The following is a 17,443-nucleotide window of genomic DNA, read 5'->3' on the forward strand; positions in this document are numbered from 1 at the left end:
TGCCCGGTCACCGGCATGCCGTCGCGGAACTTGCCCATCAAGGTCTCGCCGGCATGCGCCAGCGCTTCCAGCCGCGGCAGCCCGAGGAAGCCGCACGTGCCCTTGATGGTGTGGACCAGGCGGAAGATGTTATCCAGGATCTTGGCGTTGTTCGGCTCCTGCTCGAACTTCACCAGCTGATTGTCCACGGTGTCCAGGCTCTCGCTGGTCTCCGTCAAAAACTCCCGCAACAGATCATCCATGAAAACAGGCCTTCATACAGGAAGGGCGCGCACGAGGCGTGATGCGCCATTTCGGAATGGGACCAGCTTCACCGCAAAGCGTTTAATATTGGTTGAGTATGTGCAAAAGAACGGGACCAACAAAGAGATAAGGCGCCCCGGACAAGCCGAGGCGCCTCGTAAAGATTCGATTAAGAGGCCGGGCGCGACGCGTATGTTTACGAAGCGGTAACGATGATGGCTTCGCCTTCCGGCTTGAGCGTCACCGTGAGCCCGCAGGCCTGCGCGAGCAGCCGCGTATAATAAGGCTGGATCGCATGCGCATCCGCGGCGGGGCCACGCTCGCCGCTCAGGAGCTCGGCGATGTTCTGCGGCAAACGCGCATTGTGTCCGGTCGCAGTGATGCGAAAGCTCATCGTCTCGCCCTCGCCGATCGGGTCGATCGTCAGCATGCCGCCGCGCGGGATCGTATGCTGGGCGACGACCAGCATGTTGAGCAGCAGCTTGACGCGATTCTTCGGCAGCAGCAGCCGCGGCAAATTCCAGGTGATCGCGCACTTGCCGTCCTCGATGTGGCCGCGCGCCATTGTCTGGGCATCGCCGAGATCGATCTGCGCGCCGGAGGAGCCGGCGGCGCCGAAGGCAAGGCGGCAGAACTGGAGGCGGGCCGAGGCGGTCTTGGCGCTCTTGCGAATCAGGTCGAGCGCGAATTCGCGGTCTTCGGGCTTGGGATCGTCGTCGAGCACTTCGAGCCCGTTGACGATGGCGCCGACGGGGCTGATGAGATCGTGGCAGACCCGCGAGCACAGCAGCGCTGCGAGTTCGAGCATATCGGGAGCGGTAACGGGCGCGGGCGACGAGGCGTCAGACATATAAGGGGGTCCTGGAGGGTTCCTGGGATTGGACGGCGCTGGATGCCGCGAATCACGCATGCTTGACGGATGCTGCGGGTTCTAACATTCGCAAGGCTGCGGCAGCTAGCTTGCGATCGGCCCGATGAGGCCATAAAGCGAATCAGTGGACGGGGAACGGAATTGCCGATGAATGAGGCATACAGGTGATGCGGATCATCGACGGGGCGGCCGCATCCGGCCTGATGGAGCCGCTGACCGCGCTGGTGGTCAAGGCGGGCGAGGCGATCCTTGCCGTCGACCGCGCCGCCATGCGGATCGAAGGCAAGCAGGACGGCTCGCCGGTAACCGAGGCCGACCTTGCCGCCGACCGCATCATCGCCGACGGCCTCGCGCAGCTCGCGGGCGACGTTCCGACGCTGTCGGAGGAGCGGGCCCAGCTCGCCTCCCCGCCGTTCCAGGGCAGCTTCTTCCTGATCGATCCGCTCGACGGTACCAAGGAGTTCGTCGCCGGCCGCGACGAGTTCACCGTCAACCTCGCCCTCGTGACATCGGGCGAGCCGCTGCTCGGCATCGTCAGCGCGCCCGCGCTCGGCCTGCTCTGGCGCGGCATCGTCGGCCGCGGCGCCGAGCGGATGAAGGTCAACGGCGCAACCATCGGGGCGGCCGAGCCGATCCACACCCGCAAGCTGCCGACGCGAGGGGAGCCCTGGATCGCGGCGGTGAGCCGTTCGCATGGCGATCCCAAGAGCGAGGCGTTCATCGACAACAGGCCCAATGCCGTCCGACGCACGATCGGCTCAGCCGTGAAATTCGGCCGGATCGCGGAAGGCAGCGCCGACATCTATCCCCGCTTCGGGCCGACCTCGGAATGGGATGTCGGGGCCGGCTGCGCGGTCGTGACCGCGGCCGGCGGCAGGGTGACCGACGGCAATGGCGGTGCACTCCGCTTCGGCCAGCGCAGCGACACCGGCTTCATCGTCCCCGAATTCATCGCCTGGGGCGATCCGCAGGCGGTAGGCTACTGACCGAGCTGTTCCTGAAGCGCCGGCCAGCGCTTGCCCACCTCATAGAGGAAGCGCTCGGGATTGGCGATGAAGGCGTCGCGATTGGCTTCCCGGCTGAACAGATAGAGCCGCTGCGCCACGACTGCGAAGAAATAGGGATTGCCGGCGACGGTGACGCCGCGGGCGATGTCGGCCGGGTCATAGCCGCCGAATTGCGGTCCGTAGATCTCGGGGTGGGCCAGGAAGGAGGCGCGGTTGCCCTCGTTGCGGAAGCGCCAGACAGCGCCCCAGAGATTCGCCTCGAACTCCGCCCTCCCCTGCTCGGCCGTGCCCGTGACGAAATAAGCGACGGGGTCGAAGCCCTCGATGGCGACGCCGCTGAAACGGTTGACGACGATCCGCTCGGTGGTGGCGCTCCATCCCGGCGCCCCCGAGCAGATGATCCAAATGCCCGCCATCAGGCAGACGCGGAGGCCGATCAAGGCAATTCCGGGGCGCAAAGGGCTATCTTCCTGCCGTTGTGCCGTCATAGTTGCTGCGGATAACATCCGAGTCGAGGGGACATCCGGCGCAACCTAGAGCCGTGCCTGTTGGCGTCAGGTTAAGGAAGCGACCGGATTCGATACCAGGGGTTCTTTATGACTTTCGCATCACGCCTTGCTGCGCTCGCGCTTGCCGCGATGGTCGGCTGGATCGTGCCGGCTTCCGCCCAGCAGGCGCCGCCGCCCGACCTGCCGCCGCCGCAGCGGACCCCGACGCCCAGCACCTATGGGCCTGACGAGCTCGTTACGGCCGGCCACCGCTTCTTCGGCAACGTCTCGCGCGGGCTCGCCTCGATCATCGAGAAGGCGGTCAGCCAATGGGGCCTGCCCAACGGCTACATCCTGGGTGAGGAAGGCTCCGGCGCTTTCGTCGCCGGCCTGCGCTACGGCGAAGGCACGCTCTACACCAAGAATGCCGGCGACCTCAGAGTCTACTGGCAGGGCCCCTCGCTCGGTTTCGACTGGGGCGGCGACGGCGCGCGCACCATGACGCTGGTCTACAACCTGCCCGCCACCAACGCGATCTACCAGCGCTTCGGCGGCATCGACGGCTCGGCCTATATCATCGGCGGCTTCGGCATGACGGCGCTCACCGCCAACAACATCGTGCTGGTGCCGATCCGCTCTGGCCTCGGCCTGCGGCTGGGCGCCAATATCGGCTATCTCAAATTCACCCCGCGGGCGACCTGGAACCCGTTCTAAGGTCCTCTCCCTCCCATCCCACCCAGGGATCAAGGTTAACGACAGGCCAGGGCTGGCTTTTTGCCGGCCCCGCATGCATTGTCGTTGGTAAATTTTTCCTTAGCTCTGGGAGTTCTGGCCCATGGTCGAACCGATCATGTACCTGGCGATCGGTTTCCTGCTTTCGATGCTGTGCGGGCTCGCGATCGTGCCGCTGGTGCATAACCGCGCCGTGCGCCTGACCACGCGCCGGCTCGAGGCCGCCACCCCGCTGTCGATGGCCGAGATCCAGGCCGACAAGGACCAGCTCCGCGCCGAATTCGCCATGTCAGCGCGGCGGCTCGAGATGAGCGTCGATCAGCTCAAGAACAAGACCACGAGCCAGCTCGCCGAGCTCGGCAAGAAGAGCGACGCCATCAACCGCATGAAGATCGAGCTCGGCGAGAAGAACGCCACGATCTTCGCGCTGGAGGCGCGCGAGAGGGCGGTGAAGGAGCAGCTGCGCGCCACCGAGGAGGAATTCAGCGCCAAGACCGAAGCCCTGCGCCAGGCCGAGATCGCGCTGGCCGACAAGCAGGCCGAGCTCGCCAAGATCAACTCCGAACTGTCCGACCGCTCGATGATGGCGGAGAGCCGCCAGGTCGAGCTCATCGCGGTGCGCGCGCAGATCGAGGAATTGAAGAGCCGCGTCGGCGATGCCGAGAAGGAATTTGCCGCCACGCAGGCGCGCCTGGCGCAGGAGCGGACCGAATCGGAGGCGGCCTCGCGCCAGCTCGGCGAGGCCCGCGGCCGCGTCGAGAATCTGAGCCAGCGCGTCACCGAGCTCGATCGTCAGCTCATCGTGCAGGTCAAGGAGGCCGAGATGCTGTCCGGCCGCGTCGCCGACCTCGAAGGACGCCTCGCCACGCAAGGCAAGCTGCTCGCCGAGCGCGACTATGAGAACAACCAGCTGCGCCAAGCCAATGAGAGCAACGAGCGCACCATCAAGGAGCTGCGCGTCGAGATCGTCGCCTTGAGCGGCGGCAAGTCGTCGGCTGCAATGGAGTCGCTGCGCGCCGAGAAAGCCGCGCTGGAGGAGCAGCTGCGCACCGCACGCGACGAGCGCGCCAAGCTTCAGCGCGACGTCAACGCGATCCAGCAGCAGGCGGAGAGCTCCTGGGCCACCGAGCGCATGGAGAACGCGCTGTTGCGCGAGCGCATCAACGACATCGCGGCGGAAGTCGCAAAGCTCGCGATGCAGCTCGAAGGCCCGAACTCGCCGATCGAGGCCCTGCTCGCGGCCGAGGCCGGCCAGCCGCCGAAGCCGGCGCCGCGCCCGGCCAACGACGCCAAGACGGGCGGCGCTCCCGCGGCCCGCCTGCCCGAAGGCGGCGGAACGCTCGCCGAGCGCATCCGTGCGCTCCAGTCCCACGCCTCCCGCGCCCGCCAGCAGGGCGCGTAACCGGCCCAAAAACAGGCTTCCGTTGCGGATTGCGCGACCTGCCGAAGGTTTTCCGCCCCCGCGGCGCCTGAAAACTTGACACCTTCGGCCCGCACTTCTAAATCGCGGGCTCCGATGCACCGGCCGGCCGCAAGTTGCGGCCGCCTGCATGATGGTCCCGGGCGCATAGCTCAGCGGGAGAGCGTTCCCTTCACACGGGAGAGGTCCAAGGTTCGATCCCTTGTGCGCCCACCATAAAAACCACTGATAACAAAGCATTTTTGTCGACCGCGTATTCGCGCCTACTCGGCAGGTGCAGGCACGAAAAAGCAGAACTAAGCGGCAACAGGCGGGGAATGACCGGGGAATTTGTTCACCCCGCGTTCTGAGATTAGAGGAGCTTGGCCTCAGCTTCTTCATCCCACTCCAGTTCGCAAAGTACCTCGGTATCAACCGACGTTTCCGCGGTGAAATGCTTCGCATTCTCCGTCAGAAGCCTTCGGGCCGCCTCCTCCGCCTTGGCTTTTGAATCACAGCGCTCGTGGAAGGTTGCTATCGTTTCACCGGTTCGTTGAACCGAATCCCACCGCAGAATCTCGACCACCGCGTACCAGACGCCTCGTCCGGTGCGTCGGCGCACCTGGATTTCGTGATAGCGCTCAGCCGCCTCGGCGATGCCGATCCATAGCGGTCCATCTGATTCGATCTTCGCATTCTCGCGTGCCTCGAACGCGACGCCCTTCAAAGCAGGCTCGCTGAGCCACCGAAGCTTATTGTCGATTCCAATCAGGCTGGTCCTGATCTCTCGGATCGCCTCCTTTGCCTCATAGGTCACCTTAGGCGGCCTAGGAGAGGTACCCTTCGCTCGCTCTATACGAGGCTGCCCCGCCTCCTTACGCCGCCAGATGTCGTCGGCAATGGCGTCCAGGTCTTCCTTAGAGGGCGTCCATCGGTTCTCGCGCTCCCACTTCTCGCGATTGAGCTTAGGGGTGAGATCAATGATTTTGGTCTGCGGCTTTCTCAGCGCCTCCTCGAGCGCCATCCCTGTTTCGAGCGCTGCGAACAGTGACGCCACCAGTTCTTTGTGAACTTGCCCCTTCTCATCGAAGGTCAAGTAGCTACCCTGCACCCTTTCGATACGGACCGGCTTCTTCCCCTCGTTCTCGAGGATTACGTCCGCGACTCTCTGCCTGGTGCCGGCATACTGCGGCATGGCGTCCGTGCCACGGATCAGCTCCATCATCACCCGCTGCGAGATGCTCAGGAGGCCTTCGTCGGCGAAGAGATAGAAGCGAATTGATATGCCCATGCGATCCGACCTGCACGATCATTTCACGCATGTTCCCGCACAATGCCCAGATCGGCAACTAGCAAGCGTAGGGAAAATTCCGACTTGCTAGCTGCGAGCTACCGAAGAGCGCGAAGGCCGAAATCGCTGGCCGCATCGCAAGATTCTGTCCGACCCACATAAGCTGAGTCGCCTCATAACCAAGTTTTCGGCACCTCTCGCGCGGGCCGCCTCGCCGAACACTCGGGCAGATTCCGACCGATTGCGTTGCGCACGCACGAGCTCGTCGGTCCAGCGTTTGACGACAGGTTGACATGCTCGCAAAATTCAACCCAATAGTCGCTGCTCAAAAACCCGGACGTCCGCGACCGTGCTCTTCAACTCCATTGAATTCATTTTCCTTTTTCTTCCTGCTGCGGTTGTGCTCCATTTTTACGCGGCGCGTTACGGTCGTTTGGCCGCCGTTACCGCTACGTCCTGCTCGTCGTTGCTGTTCTATAGTTGGTGGAATCCACCGTTTCTGCTGCTTCCCGTGACCTCGATCCTCGTGAACTTCTGCTTGGCCCGCGCAATCCTGACGGATACGCCTGCGCGAGCCTGGTACACTATGGTCGCAGGAATCTGCCTCAACCTCGCTGCACTAGTTTACTTCAAGTACGCGAACTTCCTGCTCGCGGCCGTGGAGAATACAAGCATAGTAGCCCAAGACGTCCCGCTTGCGCTCTCGTTTACCACATTCGTCCAGATAGCATTTCTGACCGAGGTATGGCACGCGCGACGCCGCGTGCAATTGGCGGACTACACGTTGTTCGTCTCGTTGTTTCCGCACCTGATCGCTGGACCGATCGTCAGGTGGAACGAACTGAGCCCACAAATAAAAGACCCCTCTCGCTTTAAACCAAACCTCGACAACATCGCGCTTGGCCTCACAATATTCTCTCTCGGACTTGCGAAGAAGGTGTTGCTGGCCGACAGCCTGAGCGGACATGTCGGCAGGGTTTTCGATGCTGCGGCAAATGGCTTTCCCGTCACGGGGGCGGCTGCGTGGGGCGCGTCCGTCGCTTACTCACTCCAACTCTACTTCGATTTTTCGGGCTATTCCGACATGGCGGTCGGGATCGGGCTGTTGTTCAACTTCGAGCTCCCGATCAATTTTGCGGCCCCCCTCAGAGCGACGAGCATCATCGAGCTATGGCGCAGATGGCACATCACCCTCTCACGCTTCCTGCGTGATTTCGTGTACATTCCACTGGGCGGCAACGCTTACGGTCCGCGGCGGCGCGGGTTCAATCTCTTCCTGACCATGGTTGTTGGCGGACTTTGGCATGGCGCCAATTGGACGTTCATCGCATGGGGCGCCCTTCAAGGCGTCCTTCTGATCGTCAATCACTCCTGGCGGGTAATTTTGGGCGATCGTAAGCTGCCCCGGTGGGCGGGTGGGATCGGCTGGTTCTTGACATTTGCATCCTTCGCGGTTGGCATGACGCTATTCCGATCGGCCAACATCTCAAGCGCAGCGGTGATGCTGAAGGCGATGGCCTTCCTCGACACTGCCAGCGCAGAGGTCGTGCTCGGGTCAACAGCTGACAGTTGGGGAATTGAGCACGGCTACATCTCTGCCGATTTTGTCCGGACTTGGTTTGGCAACACGTGGACCGTGGTAGCTACGATCACGACGGCGGCAGTGCTCATGGTCGCATTGTTTATTCCTGACACAATGGAGTTGGTGGGATATCGTGTGGGAGAGCCGCATGCTGATTGGCGCCGGCAGCACCTGCTGCCGAAGTGGCACCCCTCACTAGGCTGGGCGCTGGTTGTCGTTGGTTTGTTTGCCGTTGTGTTCGCCAACCTTAACTCGTTTAGCGAATTTCTTTACTACCAATTTTAGGCGATCAGCTTGTCATCTCGCGGCTATGTCAAATTCGTCTGTTGCCTGGGCGCAATCCTGTTCCTAGGCACCGTCATCGCGAACGTGACGATCGATCCTCAAGATGTCTTTCGCCTTGGGTTCGTTCAGCAACATGCCAACCCAAACACGCGCTTTCGCCGAATGAAGCAATATCTGGAGAATAGGACCTCCATCGATGGGCTTGCCTTTGCGTCCTCGCGTGGCGGTGCCCTCGACGCTTCACTTCTCGCGCGCAGAATGGGCATTCAGCGCGTATTGAATGTCACGATACCATACGGCCTGATGACGGATCACCAACCTTTCCTCGAATTTATCGTCCGGGATAAGCAAAGCCGCGGCGAAGACATTTCGAGCGTGTTCTTGCTACTCGACGCCGACCTGTTCGGCACCACCCCTTGGACCGATCACAATATTGATGCTTACCTGCCGCCGCCCATCGCAAATACATCCAGGTTCTGGTGGCGCTATCTAACCGCTTTTCAATGGCGGAACTGGAAGAAGGACCTGTCTCTGAATTTTAGGGCTAGACATGTATCCACACCTGCAGTTTTGGCAGGCTTGGGCCCTCCGACTCTCAAGCTGGCATCCACAAGTCGTCCTGATTCTGAGCCGGTCAACTTTGCTGAGTCGCTTGATGCTCCCGACGTCAAGCGACAACTGCAGCTGTTGAGATCCTTCATCGCTCTTTGCCGTCAAAAAAACATCGCTTTGACTCTCGCGATATCGCCAATCAGCACGCGAAATCCAGTGCCACCGATGCGGGTAAGGCGCATGGCGGATGCTATCGCGTCATTGCACCCTCTAACCGACTTCTCTGGGCCGAGCGCGGTTTCTTCTGAACAGCGAAACTGGGCCGATGCTTCTCATTTCACTGCCGAAATTGGCGCCGCAATTATCGAGTCTAGCTTTGGCACAACTACCTCTTTTGGGATCAAGCGGACGCCTCCGACGCAACCTAACTGAACGCGCAGAGTATCAGATTGCTGCGCTCATCAGGGGATCCAAGCGGCACGTGATCATTAAGCCCCCTTTGTCGAGAGTCATGGCCGACACGAAGTACAAGCGGCGCCGCTCGCGTTTGGACGGCAAAAAGCCCCTCGGGTGTTTCTTGAGAGGAGTCTCAGCTTCCCCACCCGCTGAACCGACCCGACAGGTTATCTGCCCCAGCACGATGGACCTTCGGCCGGCATACTTGCGCGCCAACAATCAAGCAGCTGTAAGATACGCGGCAGCACCCCGCGCACTTTTGAAGGTCGGCCGCGTCCGGCCTCAGACGAAAGACCCTTGCTCTCGCGCGCAAGTTGCGCTTGCATAGTTCTTTCCGACGGGGACTAACAGGTGAATGAAACAGCATGTGGCAGCGTGTGACCCTTTGGCTTTCGGATAGCATCGTACGCTCTCTAGAGACATTTGCTGTTGCCGCCGCTTTCCTTGCCGGCGCATGCACTCCTGGAGTTGCGGCCTGCGGAGACAATGGCGGCCCAGGATATCGGAATCAGTCTGGAAAGTGCGTGGGCTGGGAGACGCTTGCGCGTCAATGTGGGAGTCCGCCGTCCACCCACTGTAGGCCCGAGAACGTTGCCACGGGATCGGAGGATGCTGCGGTGAAGGGAGCAAACATCCGATCATTGATGGATCGCTCGCATGCTGCCAAAGATACCGCAAGTCGATAGGAGCCGCTGGCGCGAGTTCTTCGTTAGGTCGGGCCTAGTCGCGCTCTTGATCTGGCCAATGATGCTCGACATCCCTACTCGCGCCGCCATCGATCCAACGACGGGGCCCGTGTATGGGTCGCAAGTCGCAGGAGATCTCCATCAATGGCAACGGATCGACTTCCGGTCGGAGCGACTCTCCGTCCGAGCGGCGCCACAAATCAAGGTCGCCATTCAGACTCGAGGGCCAGCCATGAATGGCCTCATCCGCATTCCGGGTGCACCCGCCTCCAACTTTGACACCGGCAAAGGGCTTACCGCGGTCGACCTCATCAATGTCGGCGACCAAATCAAGGGATATAGGGAGATCGTGGCATTGGAGATTGTGTTCACGCAGACCATGCCGGGCCAATTCTACCAAGTCTTTCCAGTGGACTATGGTAGCGGAAATTAGGCTCGTCTAGCCATCATTATGACCGAAATCCAAGACCAGGCGATAGCTGCCCGAATGGCGCTGATTGTCGGTGCAGACCGGTTCGATCGACTCTTTCGAGCCGTCCGGTTCGACGAAGTGGATGGCGATATCCTCTACGTCTACGCACAAGACGAAGATGCGGCAGCTGAGATGGAAGACGAGTTCGCCCTACACATTTCGATTATTGCCTCGAAGATCCTCGGGCGCGAAATCAACCTGGTGCTCGTGCTTCCGCGGCACCTTTTGAAAATCTAACCGATGCCCACCTCCGAACGCCGGGGAACTATCGAACCTGCCCTGTGCGACCCCTGCCCGGTGCTAATGGCTAGTAACTACACCGGTAGAGCGCACTCAAGCGCCCCCCGAAAGGGTATGACCGTTCGCATTCGTCTCAACTCGGCAACCGGTCGGAAACCGATCCTGCACGTCTTCGGAGCAGTGTGGCCTGCGACAGTACGCAGGGCCAGGCTCATGCAGACGACCATACCTCCCGCCGACGGCGCGTTGCGCGGACTAAAAGCCGCACAATACGTCCGGATGTCGACGGACGCCCAGAAATACTCGATCGAGAACCAGATGGCGGCAATCGCGGCGCACGCCGCACGGCGGCACATTAGAATCGTGCGAACCTATGCCGATGCCGGCCGCAGCGGTCTCCGCATCCAGGGACGCGCGGGACTCCAGGATCTCATTCGGGATGTCCAGCTTGGCCGCGCCGATTTCGACTGCGTGCTGGTGTATGACATCACGCGATGGGGACGGTTTCAGGATGTGGATGAAAGCGCCTACTACGAGTTTATCTGCAAACGCGCCGGTGTCCGTGTCCACTACTGCGCCGACGAGTTCGAGAACGACGGGAGCCTGGCTTCCATTGTCCTCAAGAATATCAAGCGGGTCGCCGCGGCAGACTATAGTAAGCAGCTGTCAAAGAAGGTCTTCCTTGGACAGTGCAACATCGTGAGCCTCGGCTACTGGCGGGGCGGTCCGGCGGGTTACGGCTTACGGCGCATGCTGCTTGACGAGAATGGAAAAGCTAAAGGCCTCCTTGAGGCCGGGGAACACAAGAGCCTGAAAAGCCAGCGCACCGTGCTTGTGCCCGGCCCCGCGAGCGAGCAGAGGGTTGTGCGCCGCATCTTCCGTGCGTTTGTCGCCGAGAAGAAGACCCGGACCCAGATCGCGGTCGAGTTGAACGCGGACGGCATTACCAATGCGCGCGGCAAGCCATGGACCTCGCTGACCATCAGCAACACCCTCAAGAACGAGGCTTATGCCGGGCACCTGGTCTACAACCGCCGCTCCCAGAAGCTCGGTGAGAAGCAGGTGGTCAACCCGCCGGAAATGTGGGTTCGCCACGACAACGCCTTCAAGCCCCTCATCGAGCCGCGTCTCTTCACCGCAGCGCAACGTCGGCTCGAGGAGGTCGAGTATGGTCGAGTCCTGACCGACGCCCAGATGCTCGACCGGCTTCGCGCCCTGCTCCACCAGAAGGGGCGTTTGTCGCTGAAATTGATGATGACGACGAAGGGGGTGCCTCATAACAAGACCTACGCCCAACGATTCGGGTCACTGGCCGAAGCCTTCAGGCGGGTCGGCTTCGAACCCAAGCCGCGCTACTGCTTCCTGGAAACCGCGGCCAAGGCCGACCGCCTGATCACAACGGTTGCCCGGGACATCATAACCCATGTGGAAAGGCGCAGGCGCAGCATCACGTTTCTGCAGGAGCTCCGTCTGCTGACCGTGAGCAGCAGCGTAACGATCTCGGTCACACTGGCGCGAGTCGTATCCGACGGCGAGCGCTATCCGGGTCCGGCCCCCCGGTGGGAATTGCAGCGGCTCAAATACAAGAAGTCAGATCTTGTGCTTGTCGTCAGGCTGGCCACCGATGGGCGGGTCCAGGACTTTTTTCTGCTCCCTACGGCCAATCTACCCAAGACGAGAGACGGACGGGTACGGATCTCGGCGCGGGTATTCGGTGAGTTCAGGTGCCCCACCTTTGCGGCGGTGATCAGCGCCCTGCATCAGCGGTTGGACGGGCCGCAGTTCAGCCTTGACGGGCACGCTCGAAAACTCAGCCGCCCCTCAGCCATTCGAAACCATGCTTCCACAACCATGCCAAGCCGGCCGACGACGCCACGGACGCCAGGCCGCCCCAAAAGACAGACCGCCTGCGCGCGGCGCTGACCGACCTCAGGTAAAGGAATGCGCCGAGGAGGATGCCGTAGTTCCTCCGGAAGTCCCCGTTGAGCTTTGCGATCTTGGAAAGATCGGAGGTATCGATTTCGCCGGCCATTGCGCTGGTCCTCTCTTGATTGAAGCCAGCGCCTTATGAACCACTGTTTTGCCCGACGGAGCAAGCGAAATTTCGGCATTTCGAAATAATCAGCGTGAACCATCTGTTGCTATCGACCAATTGGTTGCGATCGCTCGACCAGCATCCCCAAGCCGCAGTGGCCGGTCGCATCTTTCCCTGGCTCTTGGCAGGAAGACTCTCTCCGTGCCGATCCTCAGAAGCTCATGCAGGCCCGAGCGACTACGTGGGAAGGATGACCGGAGTCTCGGTCCTACTTGCCGAACCGCAACACAAATGAACTGGACCACTTGCTTCCACCACTCTTTGGTGGAATCTTCGGCCCACAATCAAAGGGAGAAATCGTGAGGACCATCGTCTTTGTTGCGCTGTTGATTGGATCGAGTCCAGCGCGTGCGGCAGAAGTATCCGTATTGCTCAGCACACCAGCCTCAATAACGATAAGCGCATCGTGTCGAAGCGGCGAAAGCTGTGACCAGCTTGCTGCCGATCAAGCCCAAGCTCATTGCGCAAAGGCCGGCCGCAATGCTCAACTTGCCGCCGGCGGAAAAGCCTGGAAGGAGCATTGGCCGTTTAGCGATAGATACGAGTTTCAATTCAACTGCATCCGGTAACGATGCGGTCTTGAGCGGCCTCGCAAGGAGTCCGCCCTGTCCCAAGGTCTCTCTTGACCGAGGTGAGGCGTACGGTCTGGACTCCACATCAAGACCTAGCGGCTTGCCTCTTGCCCCGTTCGCCGGAATCTATCTCGCATGAGCACCAAGTCGCGAGAGGTCATTTGGGGCGGCCGGATCATGGGCGCGAAGATCCACGCTCAGGGGGCCCGTGAGCGCGCTCAGCAGGCCGTTCGCGAGGCGGACCGGGCAGAGGCTGAAGCTTGGTCTGTGCGCATGGAAGGCTACGGGGGGCCTGCGCAACCCTCTCCGACCATCGGCCAGTGCCTTAATGGCGGTCTTGCTTGGCTGGAGGTCGAGTGCGCCCGCTGCAAGACACGCGCGAGCCTGCCGCTCGACGCCATCCGCCGGCCTAGGACCACGCCGCTCTGGAAAATCGAAGCTTCGCTGAAATGCCGATCATGCCGCACACCCCGTTACGCGCCGCCCGCCCGCATGATCAAGCTCACCGAAACAAGGCGGATTACGCCTTATAAATGGGTGCACCCGACCGAGGAGCGGTGAAAGAGGCGGGCTCGGCCTACCTGCAAATCCCGGCGCGGCAGGAATGTCACTCCTCCTAAGTTCCTGGAGTGGAACAGCAATTTCTGGGCGCGGCGAAATACGACTGAAACAATACGCTGCTCTAGTCGCCTCACCGGGGCTGGCGCATATTCCACCTGAATTTTTTTACCCGGTCTGATTCGATATCGCAGGCCGCAGCAGTCTCTCTGCTGCGGCCTTTTGCGTACCGCGATGACGCTGCAGTAGACCCGGAACGAAACCGCCTCGAAGGACTCGAATCCACGTGCTTGTTGCGTGGAGTTTGGCCAGTGGCGTTGCAGCGTCGGAAGCGGACGGCGATCGGGACCAAGGCGCCCTTCCTGGGCTTCATCGAGCCCTTGCTCGCCGAGCAGATCGACCGCGTCCCCCGCGGAGACCGCTGGCTTCATGAGATCAAGTTCGACGGCTACCGCGCCCAGCTCCATATCGCCAACCAGGACGTTAGGATCTACACGCGGCGCGGCGTCGACTGGACCAAGCGCTTCCGAAAAGTGGCGCACGATGCCGATCTGATCAACGCCAAATCGGCGATCATCGACGGCGAGATCGTGGTGCCGGCCAAAGGCGGCAAGACCGACTTCGCGACGCTACAGAACAGCCTCACCGGCAAGGCCGACAACCTCGTCATGGTGGCGTTCGACCTGCTCTATCTCGACGGCCGCGACCTGCGGCGGCTGCCGCTGCGCGAGCGCAAGGCCGGGCTCAAGGCGCTGCTCGCCGGCACGCCGATCGAGTACAGCGATCATTCGACATGGACGGCGCCGAGCTCTACTCCCGCGTCTGCGCCGGCGAGCTCGAGGGCGTGGTCTCCAAGATCGCGGACTCGCCCTATGGCGGCGTGCGCGGCAATTACTGGGTCAAGACCACCTGCGCGCACCGCGAGACGTTGGCGATCGCCGGCTTCAAGATCAAGGACAATCGCTTCGACGGCATCTTTGTGGGTCGCCAGAATGGCGACAAGCTGGTCTATGCCGGCAAGGTCGAGCACGGTTTCGAGGATGCGGTCGTTGCGGAGCTCCAGCAGAGACTGAAGAAGCTGGTGGGCAAGACTCAACCCTTCGCCAAGCGCATCCCCAACAGCGGCATCTGGGTCGAGCCGCGCCTCGCCGCCGAAGTCGAGTACCGCGCCAAGTCGGCCAACGGCCATCTTCGGCATCCGTCCTTCAAGGGCCTGCGGGAGGATCTATGATGGTGCGTATATCCGATGCCGAGTACATCGAGCAGGAGCTACGACCTCACAATGATGGCGCTGGCCGATTACCTCACGCATGAGCGCGACGCTGTGGCCACAGTCGATGCACTGATGCGCATCCTCGATCGCGAAAGCCTGCGCGATGCCATCACCGAGGTCATGGTCGACGCCCGCGTGCATCCGAGGCAGCGCTAGATCGTGGCACGCCAAATGACAGATTTCTGTGAATCCAGCAGTTGACTTACAGCCTGCAATTGACCTGAGGTTGCCGTACCTGCCACGGTAGCCCTGTGAGGGGTTATTATCGCAAACTATTTCAGGCGCTGCGACGAACAATTCCGCGGGACGAGCCAGCCTGGGGAGACGACGCAGCCATTGCTGAAATAAGAGCTGCGTTTCTTCGCGCTTATCGACGCGGCCTCGAGCACGGTGCCGCGACCGGCCCCCATGCTGTTCGTGCGACCGTGGCGCGACATCGCTTTGCACGCAACAAGACTCAGCAAATGGCAAAGCGGCTACGACAGGGAAAACGCGTACCGCTTCCTAAACATCTGTTGCTAACCAAGATGCATCCATCACCGCTCTTGGACGCATTGCTCGCCGACCGACACTCTCGCTGGCAGCCAGTGATCAAACGAGATCGTCAGCAACTTGCCGAACTTGTCCTCGCCGAGTTTTCGATAATTGATAGACCGGTCGAGACACTTCAATTGCTGCGACAGATTGCTTTGATCGAATGCAGCGCGCTTGCCGCCCAACTGCACTTCGACGATCAACGGTGCATCGACATTGCACCTTACCTGGTGCTTGCCGAAACCTGGCCGGAGATGGCGAATGTATTCAGGGGCGGCAGAATGACGATTGCCATTCAAAAGGTCATTGAAGCCGTCGGCCTGAGGAAGGCGCTCGGCATCCGGTTGAGCCATGCCGAAGACCTGACAGACGTGTGGGCGTTTCCAATCCGGCGTCGGCGACCGGCTCGCACTTCAAGAGCGGCAGATAGGAACCTCGCCCCACAGGCGCGCGAAAAGGTGTCTGATGAATTTTGCGACTTGCTCGATGTTTGGATGGGCCACGCCGCTAGGATGGAGCTTACTGATGAAGGAAGAGCGCGTTTCTCTAGCATTATCGGCGAACTGTTGGACAATGCAGAGCGGCACAGCGATCCGAAAACGAAGGACGGAAGCTGGTCGGTGGCCGCCTTCATGGCGCGCCGGCCGGAGCAAAACCGCGACGTATTCGACTGCCACATGGGGTTTCTGAGCGAGGGCGCATCGATCGCCGAAAGCCTCGAAACCGCCGCCGAAATGGTGCGCCGCGACATCGATGATTACAGCGCGCGCCATGAGAACAAAAGGCAATCAAAAGCCACGTTGGCAACGCTGGTTGCACTTCAGGACGGCATCACTCGCGACGCAGCGGCTACGGCAGATCGTCGCGGGGGCGTAGGCTTTCAGGATGTCATGGAATTTGTGACAGCAATGGGGGGCACAAGCCTGCCTGGCAGGGAGCCTCGCATAACCATAGTCTCAGGATCTTCTTGCATTCAGCTGAGGCCGCCATATATCTTAGGGAGGAGATCAGGGCCGGCACAACCTCGGGTGATGTGGTGCAATCCCACCAACAGCCCAAATGAGCCTCCTGATCCCGAAATAGTGTTTGACCTTCAGGACCGTTTCGCGGGTACAATTGTTGGCCTCTCGTTCGTGCTCGACCCAGAATATTTGAAGGCCGTCTTCGATGTCCCAAATCAACCTCGGTGAACTCACCAACAACGGAGAGGTTCGCAACCTCTCGGGACATGAGCGTGGCGTAGCTGCACGCCAGAAATTCGCGTTAGACAATCTCGACGCTGCCGGTGCGCCCGTTTTGGTCCATGTGCCGGAAGATGTATATTCAATCACCTCCTCGTTCTTTCAGGGAATGTTTGCTCAGAGCGTCCGCTCGTGCGGTGACCGTGAGCGGTTTTTGGCTCGATATCAGTTCGAGGCGCCGGTGGTCGTATTGCGCCAGATCGAACGCGGCATCGAAGCGTCCCTGATGAAGCGTGGTTCAATACTCGCCGCGTGAGCCGTGGTCGACACGCCGCCGCCATCGCCCTCGATTCTGCACGACCTGTCCGCATGGGCAGCGATCGTGATCAACTTCCTGTTCAACATCTTCAACTATCGCCGGACAAACGCCGTTCGCAACGCCACGCTCGAACTCGAAGAGTTCAAGCGCTTGCGAACAGCCGCTGATGCTGCGCTATCGAAAATGCGGGAAGGCAAGTCTGAGCTTCGCAGCCTCGAGGGCTCAGGATCGACGGTAAAGAAGCTTCGCGAAGATGTGGCTCAGTGCAACCGATCGGTGTCGGCCGCATACAGTTCGTTGTGCGATGCGCTTTCCGATATGGATCGCAGCAGCATGATCAACGGAAGCGATTGGTCCGACTGTATCAATACCCCTTGGGACGACTTCTGCTCGGCAATAGATGCCACCTATGCCTCTCAGAAGGATCTGGCCGAAACCAAAAAGGCGATAAACCGCGCGGTCGACAAACTCGATGGTGTGATCAAGTGCGTTCAACAGCGTATGGACGGCGAATTGCGTCGTCATCGAGCTTAAAAATCCGGGCCCTTAGGCCGGGTTTCCAGATCTGAGCGTCTAAGACCAGAGACCGACGCTGATCCTTTCGATC

The 17,443-nt window shown here is 60.8% G+C and carries 17 protein-coding genes, 1 tRNA gene and 1 pseudogene; 15 read left to right on the top strand and 4 right to left on the bottom strand.

What is annotated here, in order from left to right; translation table 11 throughout:
• A partial coding sequence (locus tag EDE08_RS10890) for an Hpt domain-containing protein (protein ID WP_131869405.1) occupies window positions 1-242 on the bottom strand: 242 nt, incomplete at its 3' end.
• A 197-nt stretch (window positions 243-439) separates the two neighbouring features.
• Window positions 440-1,093, bottom strand: coding sequence for a histidine phosphotransferase ChpT (chpT, locus tag EDE08_RS10895; RefSeq protein ID WP_028181659.1), 654 nt, complete (start codon window positions 1,091-1,093; stop codon window positions 440-442).
• 188 nt (window positions 1,094-1,281) lie between these two features.
• On the opposite strand from chpT, the gene EDE08_RS10900 reads away from it, so the two are divergent.
• Window positions 1,282-2,100, top strand: coding sequence for a 3'(2'),5'-bisphosphate nucleotidase CysQ family protein (locus tag EDE08_RS10900; protein WP_207912957.1), 819 nt, complete (start codon window positions 1,282-1,284; stop codon window positions 2,098-2,100).
• On the opposite strand, the gene EDE08_RS10905 is transcribed toward EDE08_RS10900, so the two are convergent.
• Entirely contained in the window at window positions 2,094-2,579 is a 486-nt protein-coding gene (locus EDE08_RS10905) for a YHS domain-containing (seleno)protein (RefSeq protein ID WP_131869402.1), read from the bottom strand. The two genes, EDE08_RS10900 and EDE08_RS10905, sit on opposite strands and share 7 nt — an antisense overlap.
• A gap of 138 nt (window positions 2,580-2,717) precedes the next feature.
• Between EDE08_RS10905 and EDE08_RS10910 the strand changes: the two genes are divergently transcribed.
• The 3 genes from EDE08_RS10910 to EDE08_RS10920 all read left to right on the top strand — a co-directional run bounded on the left by EDE08_RS10910 (window position 2,718) and on the right by EDE08_RS10920 (window position 4,977).
• Window positions 2,718-3,323 carry a DUF1134 domain-containing protein gene (locus tag EDE08_RS10910; RefSeq protein WP_035679986.1) on the top strand — a complete coding sequence of 202 codons (606 nt, stop codon included), beginning with the start codon at window positions 2,718-2,720 and terminating at the stop codon, window positions 3,321-3,323.
• A 121-nt stretch (window positions 3,324-3,444) separates the two neighbouring features.
• Window positions 3,445-4,743, top strand: coding sequence for a coiled-coil domain-containing protein (locus tag EDE08_RS10915; RefSeq protein ID WP_131869401.1), 1,299 nt, complete (start codon window positions 3,445-3,447; stop codon window positions 4,741-4,743).
• Between the two features lie 159 nt (window positions 4,744-4,902).
• Window positions 4,903-4,977 (top strand) — tRNA-Val (locus EDE08_RS10920).
• 136 nt (window positions 4,978-5,113) lie between these two features.
• Here EDE08_RS10920 and EDE08_RS10925 read toward each other — a convergent pair.
• Window positions 5,114-6,031, bottom strand: coding sequence for a hypothetical protein (locus EDE08_RS10925; RefSeq protein ID WP_131869400.1), 918 nt, complete (start codon window positions 6,029-6,031; stop codon window positions 5,114-5,116).
• Window positions 6,032-6,380: 349 nt separating this feature from the next.
• Here EDE08_RS10925 and EDE08_RS10930 point away from each other — a divergent pair, with 349 nt between their 5' ends.
• The 11 genes and pseudogenes from EDE08_RS10930 to EDE08_RS10975 all read left to right on the top strand — a co-directional run bounded on the left by EDE08_RS10930 (window position 6,381) and on the right by EDE08_RS10975 (window position 17,370).
• Entirely contained in the window at window positions 6,381-7,898 is a 1,518-nt protein-coding gene (locus EDE08_RS10930; protein ID WP_131869399.1) for an MBOAT family O-acyltransferase, read from the top strand.
• 9 nt (window positions 7,899-7,907) lie between these two features.
• Window positions 7,908-8,882 carry a hypothetical protein gene (locus EDE08_RS10935; RefSeq protein WP_131869398.1) on the top strand — a complete coding sequence of 325 codons (975 nt, stop codon included), beginning with the start codon at window positions 7,908-7,910 and terminating at the stop codon, window positions 8,880-8,882.
• Window positions 8,883-9,650: 768 nt separating this feature from the next.
• A complete protein-coding gene (locus EDE08_RS10940; protein WP_131869397.1) occupies window positions 9,651-10,025 on the top strand; it encodes a hypothetical protein in 375 nt (124 codons plus the stop codon).
• A 54-nt stretch (window positions 10,026-10,079) separates the two neighbouring features.
• Window positions 10,080-10,301: a hypothetical protein gene (locus EDE08_RS10945; protein ID WP_245524767.1), complete on the top strand. Its 222-nt coding sequence runs from the start codon at window positions 10,080-10,082 to the stop codon at window positions 10,299-10,301.
• 216 nt (window positions 10,302-10,517) lie between these two features.
• On the top strand, window positions 10,518-12,227 hold the full coding sequence (locus tag EDE08_RS10950; protein ID WP_131869395.1) for a recombinase family protein: 1,710 nt from the start codon (window positions 10,518-10,520) through the stop codon (window positions 12,225-12,227).
• Between the two features lie 879 nt (window positions 12,228-13,106).
• Complete coding sequence (locus EDE08_RS10955) at window positions 13,107-13,532, top strand: hypothetical protein (RefSeq protein ID WP_131869394.1); 426 nt, start codon at window positions 13,107-13,109, stop codon at window positions 13,530-13,532.
• Between the two features lie 308 nt (window positions 13,533-13,840).
• Window positions 13,841-14,760: pseudogene (ligD, locus tag EDE08_RS10960) on the top strand (non-homologous end-joining DNA ligase).
• 51 nt (window positions 14,761-14,811) lie between these two features.
• A complete protein-coding gene (locus EDE08_RS38365) occupies window positions 14,812-14,958 on the top strand; it encodes a hypothetical protein (protein ID WP_165935860.1) in 147 nt (48 codons plus the stop codon).
• Between the two features lie 95 nt (window positions 14,959-15,053).
• A complete protein-coding gene (locus EDE08_RS10965; protein WP_131869393.1) occupies window positions 15,054-16,526 on the top strand; it encodes a hypothetical protein in 1,473 nt (490 codons plus the stop codon).
• Window positions 16,504-16,833: a phosphoheptose isomerase family protein gene (locus EDE08_RS10970; protein ID WP_131869392.1), complete on the top strand. Its 330-nt coding sequence runs from the start codon at window positions 16,504-16,506 to the stop codon at window positions 16,831-16,833. Before EDE08_RS10965 ends, EDE08_RS10970 begins: the two co-directional genes overlap by 23 nt.
• A 3-nt stretch (window positions 16,834-16,836) precedes the next feature.
• The gene (locus tag EDE08_RS10975; protein ID WP_131869391.1) at window positions 16,837-17,370 is read left to right on the top strand and encodes a hypothetical protein; all 534 of its coding nucleotides are present in this window, start codon (window positions 16,837-16,839) and stop codon (window positions 17,368-17,370) included.
• Window positions 17,371-17,443: the final 73 nt, after the last annotated feature.

This window comes from Bradyrhizobium sp. R2.2-H, assembly GCF_004346455.1.
In the GTDB taxonomy this organism is placed as follows: Bacteria; Pseudomonadota; Alphaproteobacteria; order Rhizobiales; family Xanthobacteraceae; genus Bradyrhizobium; species Bradyrhizobium diversitatis.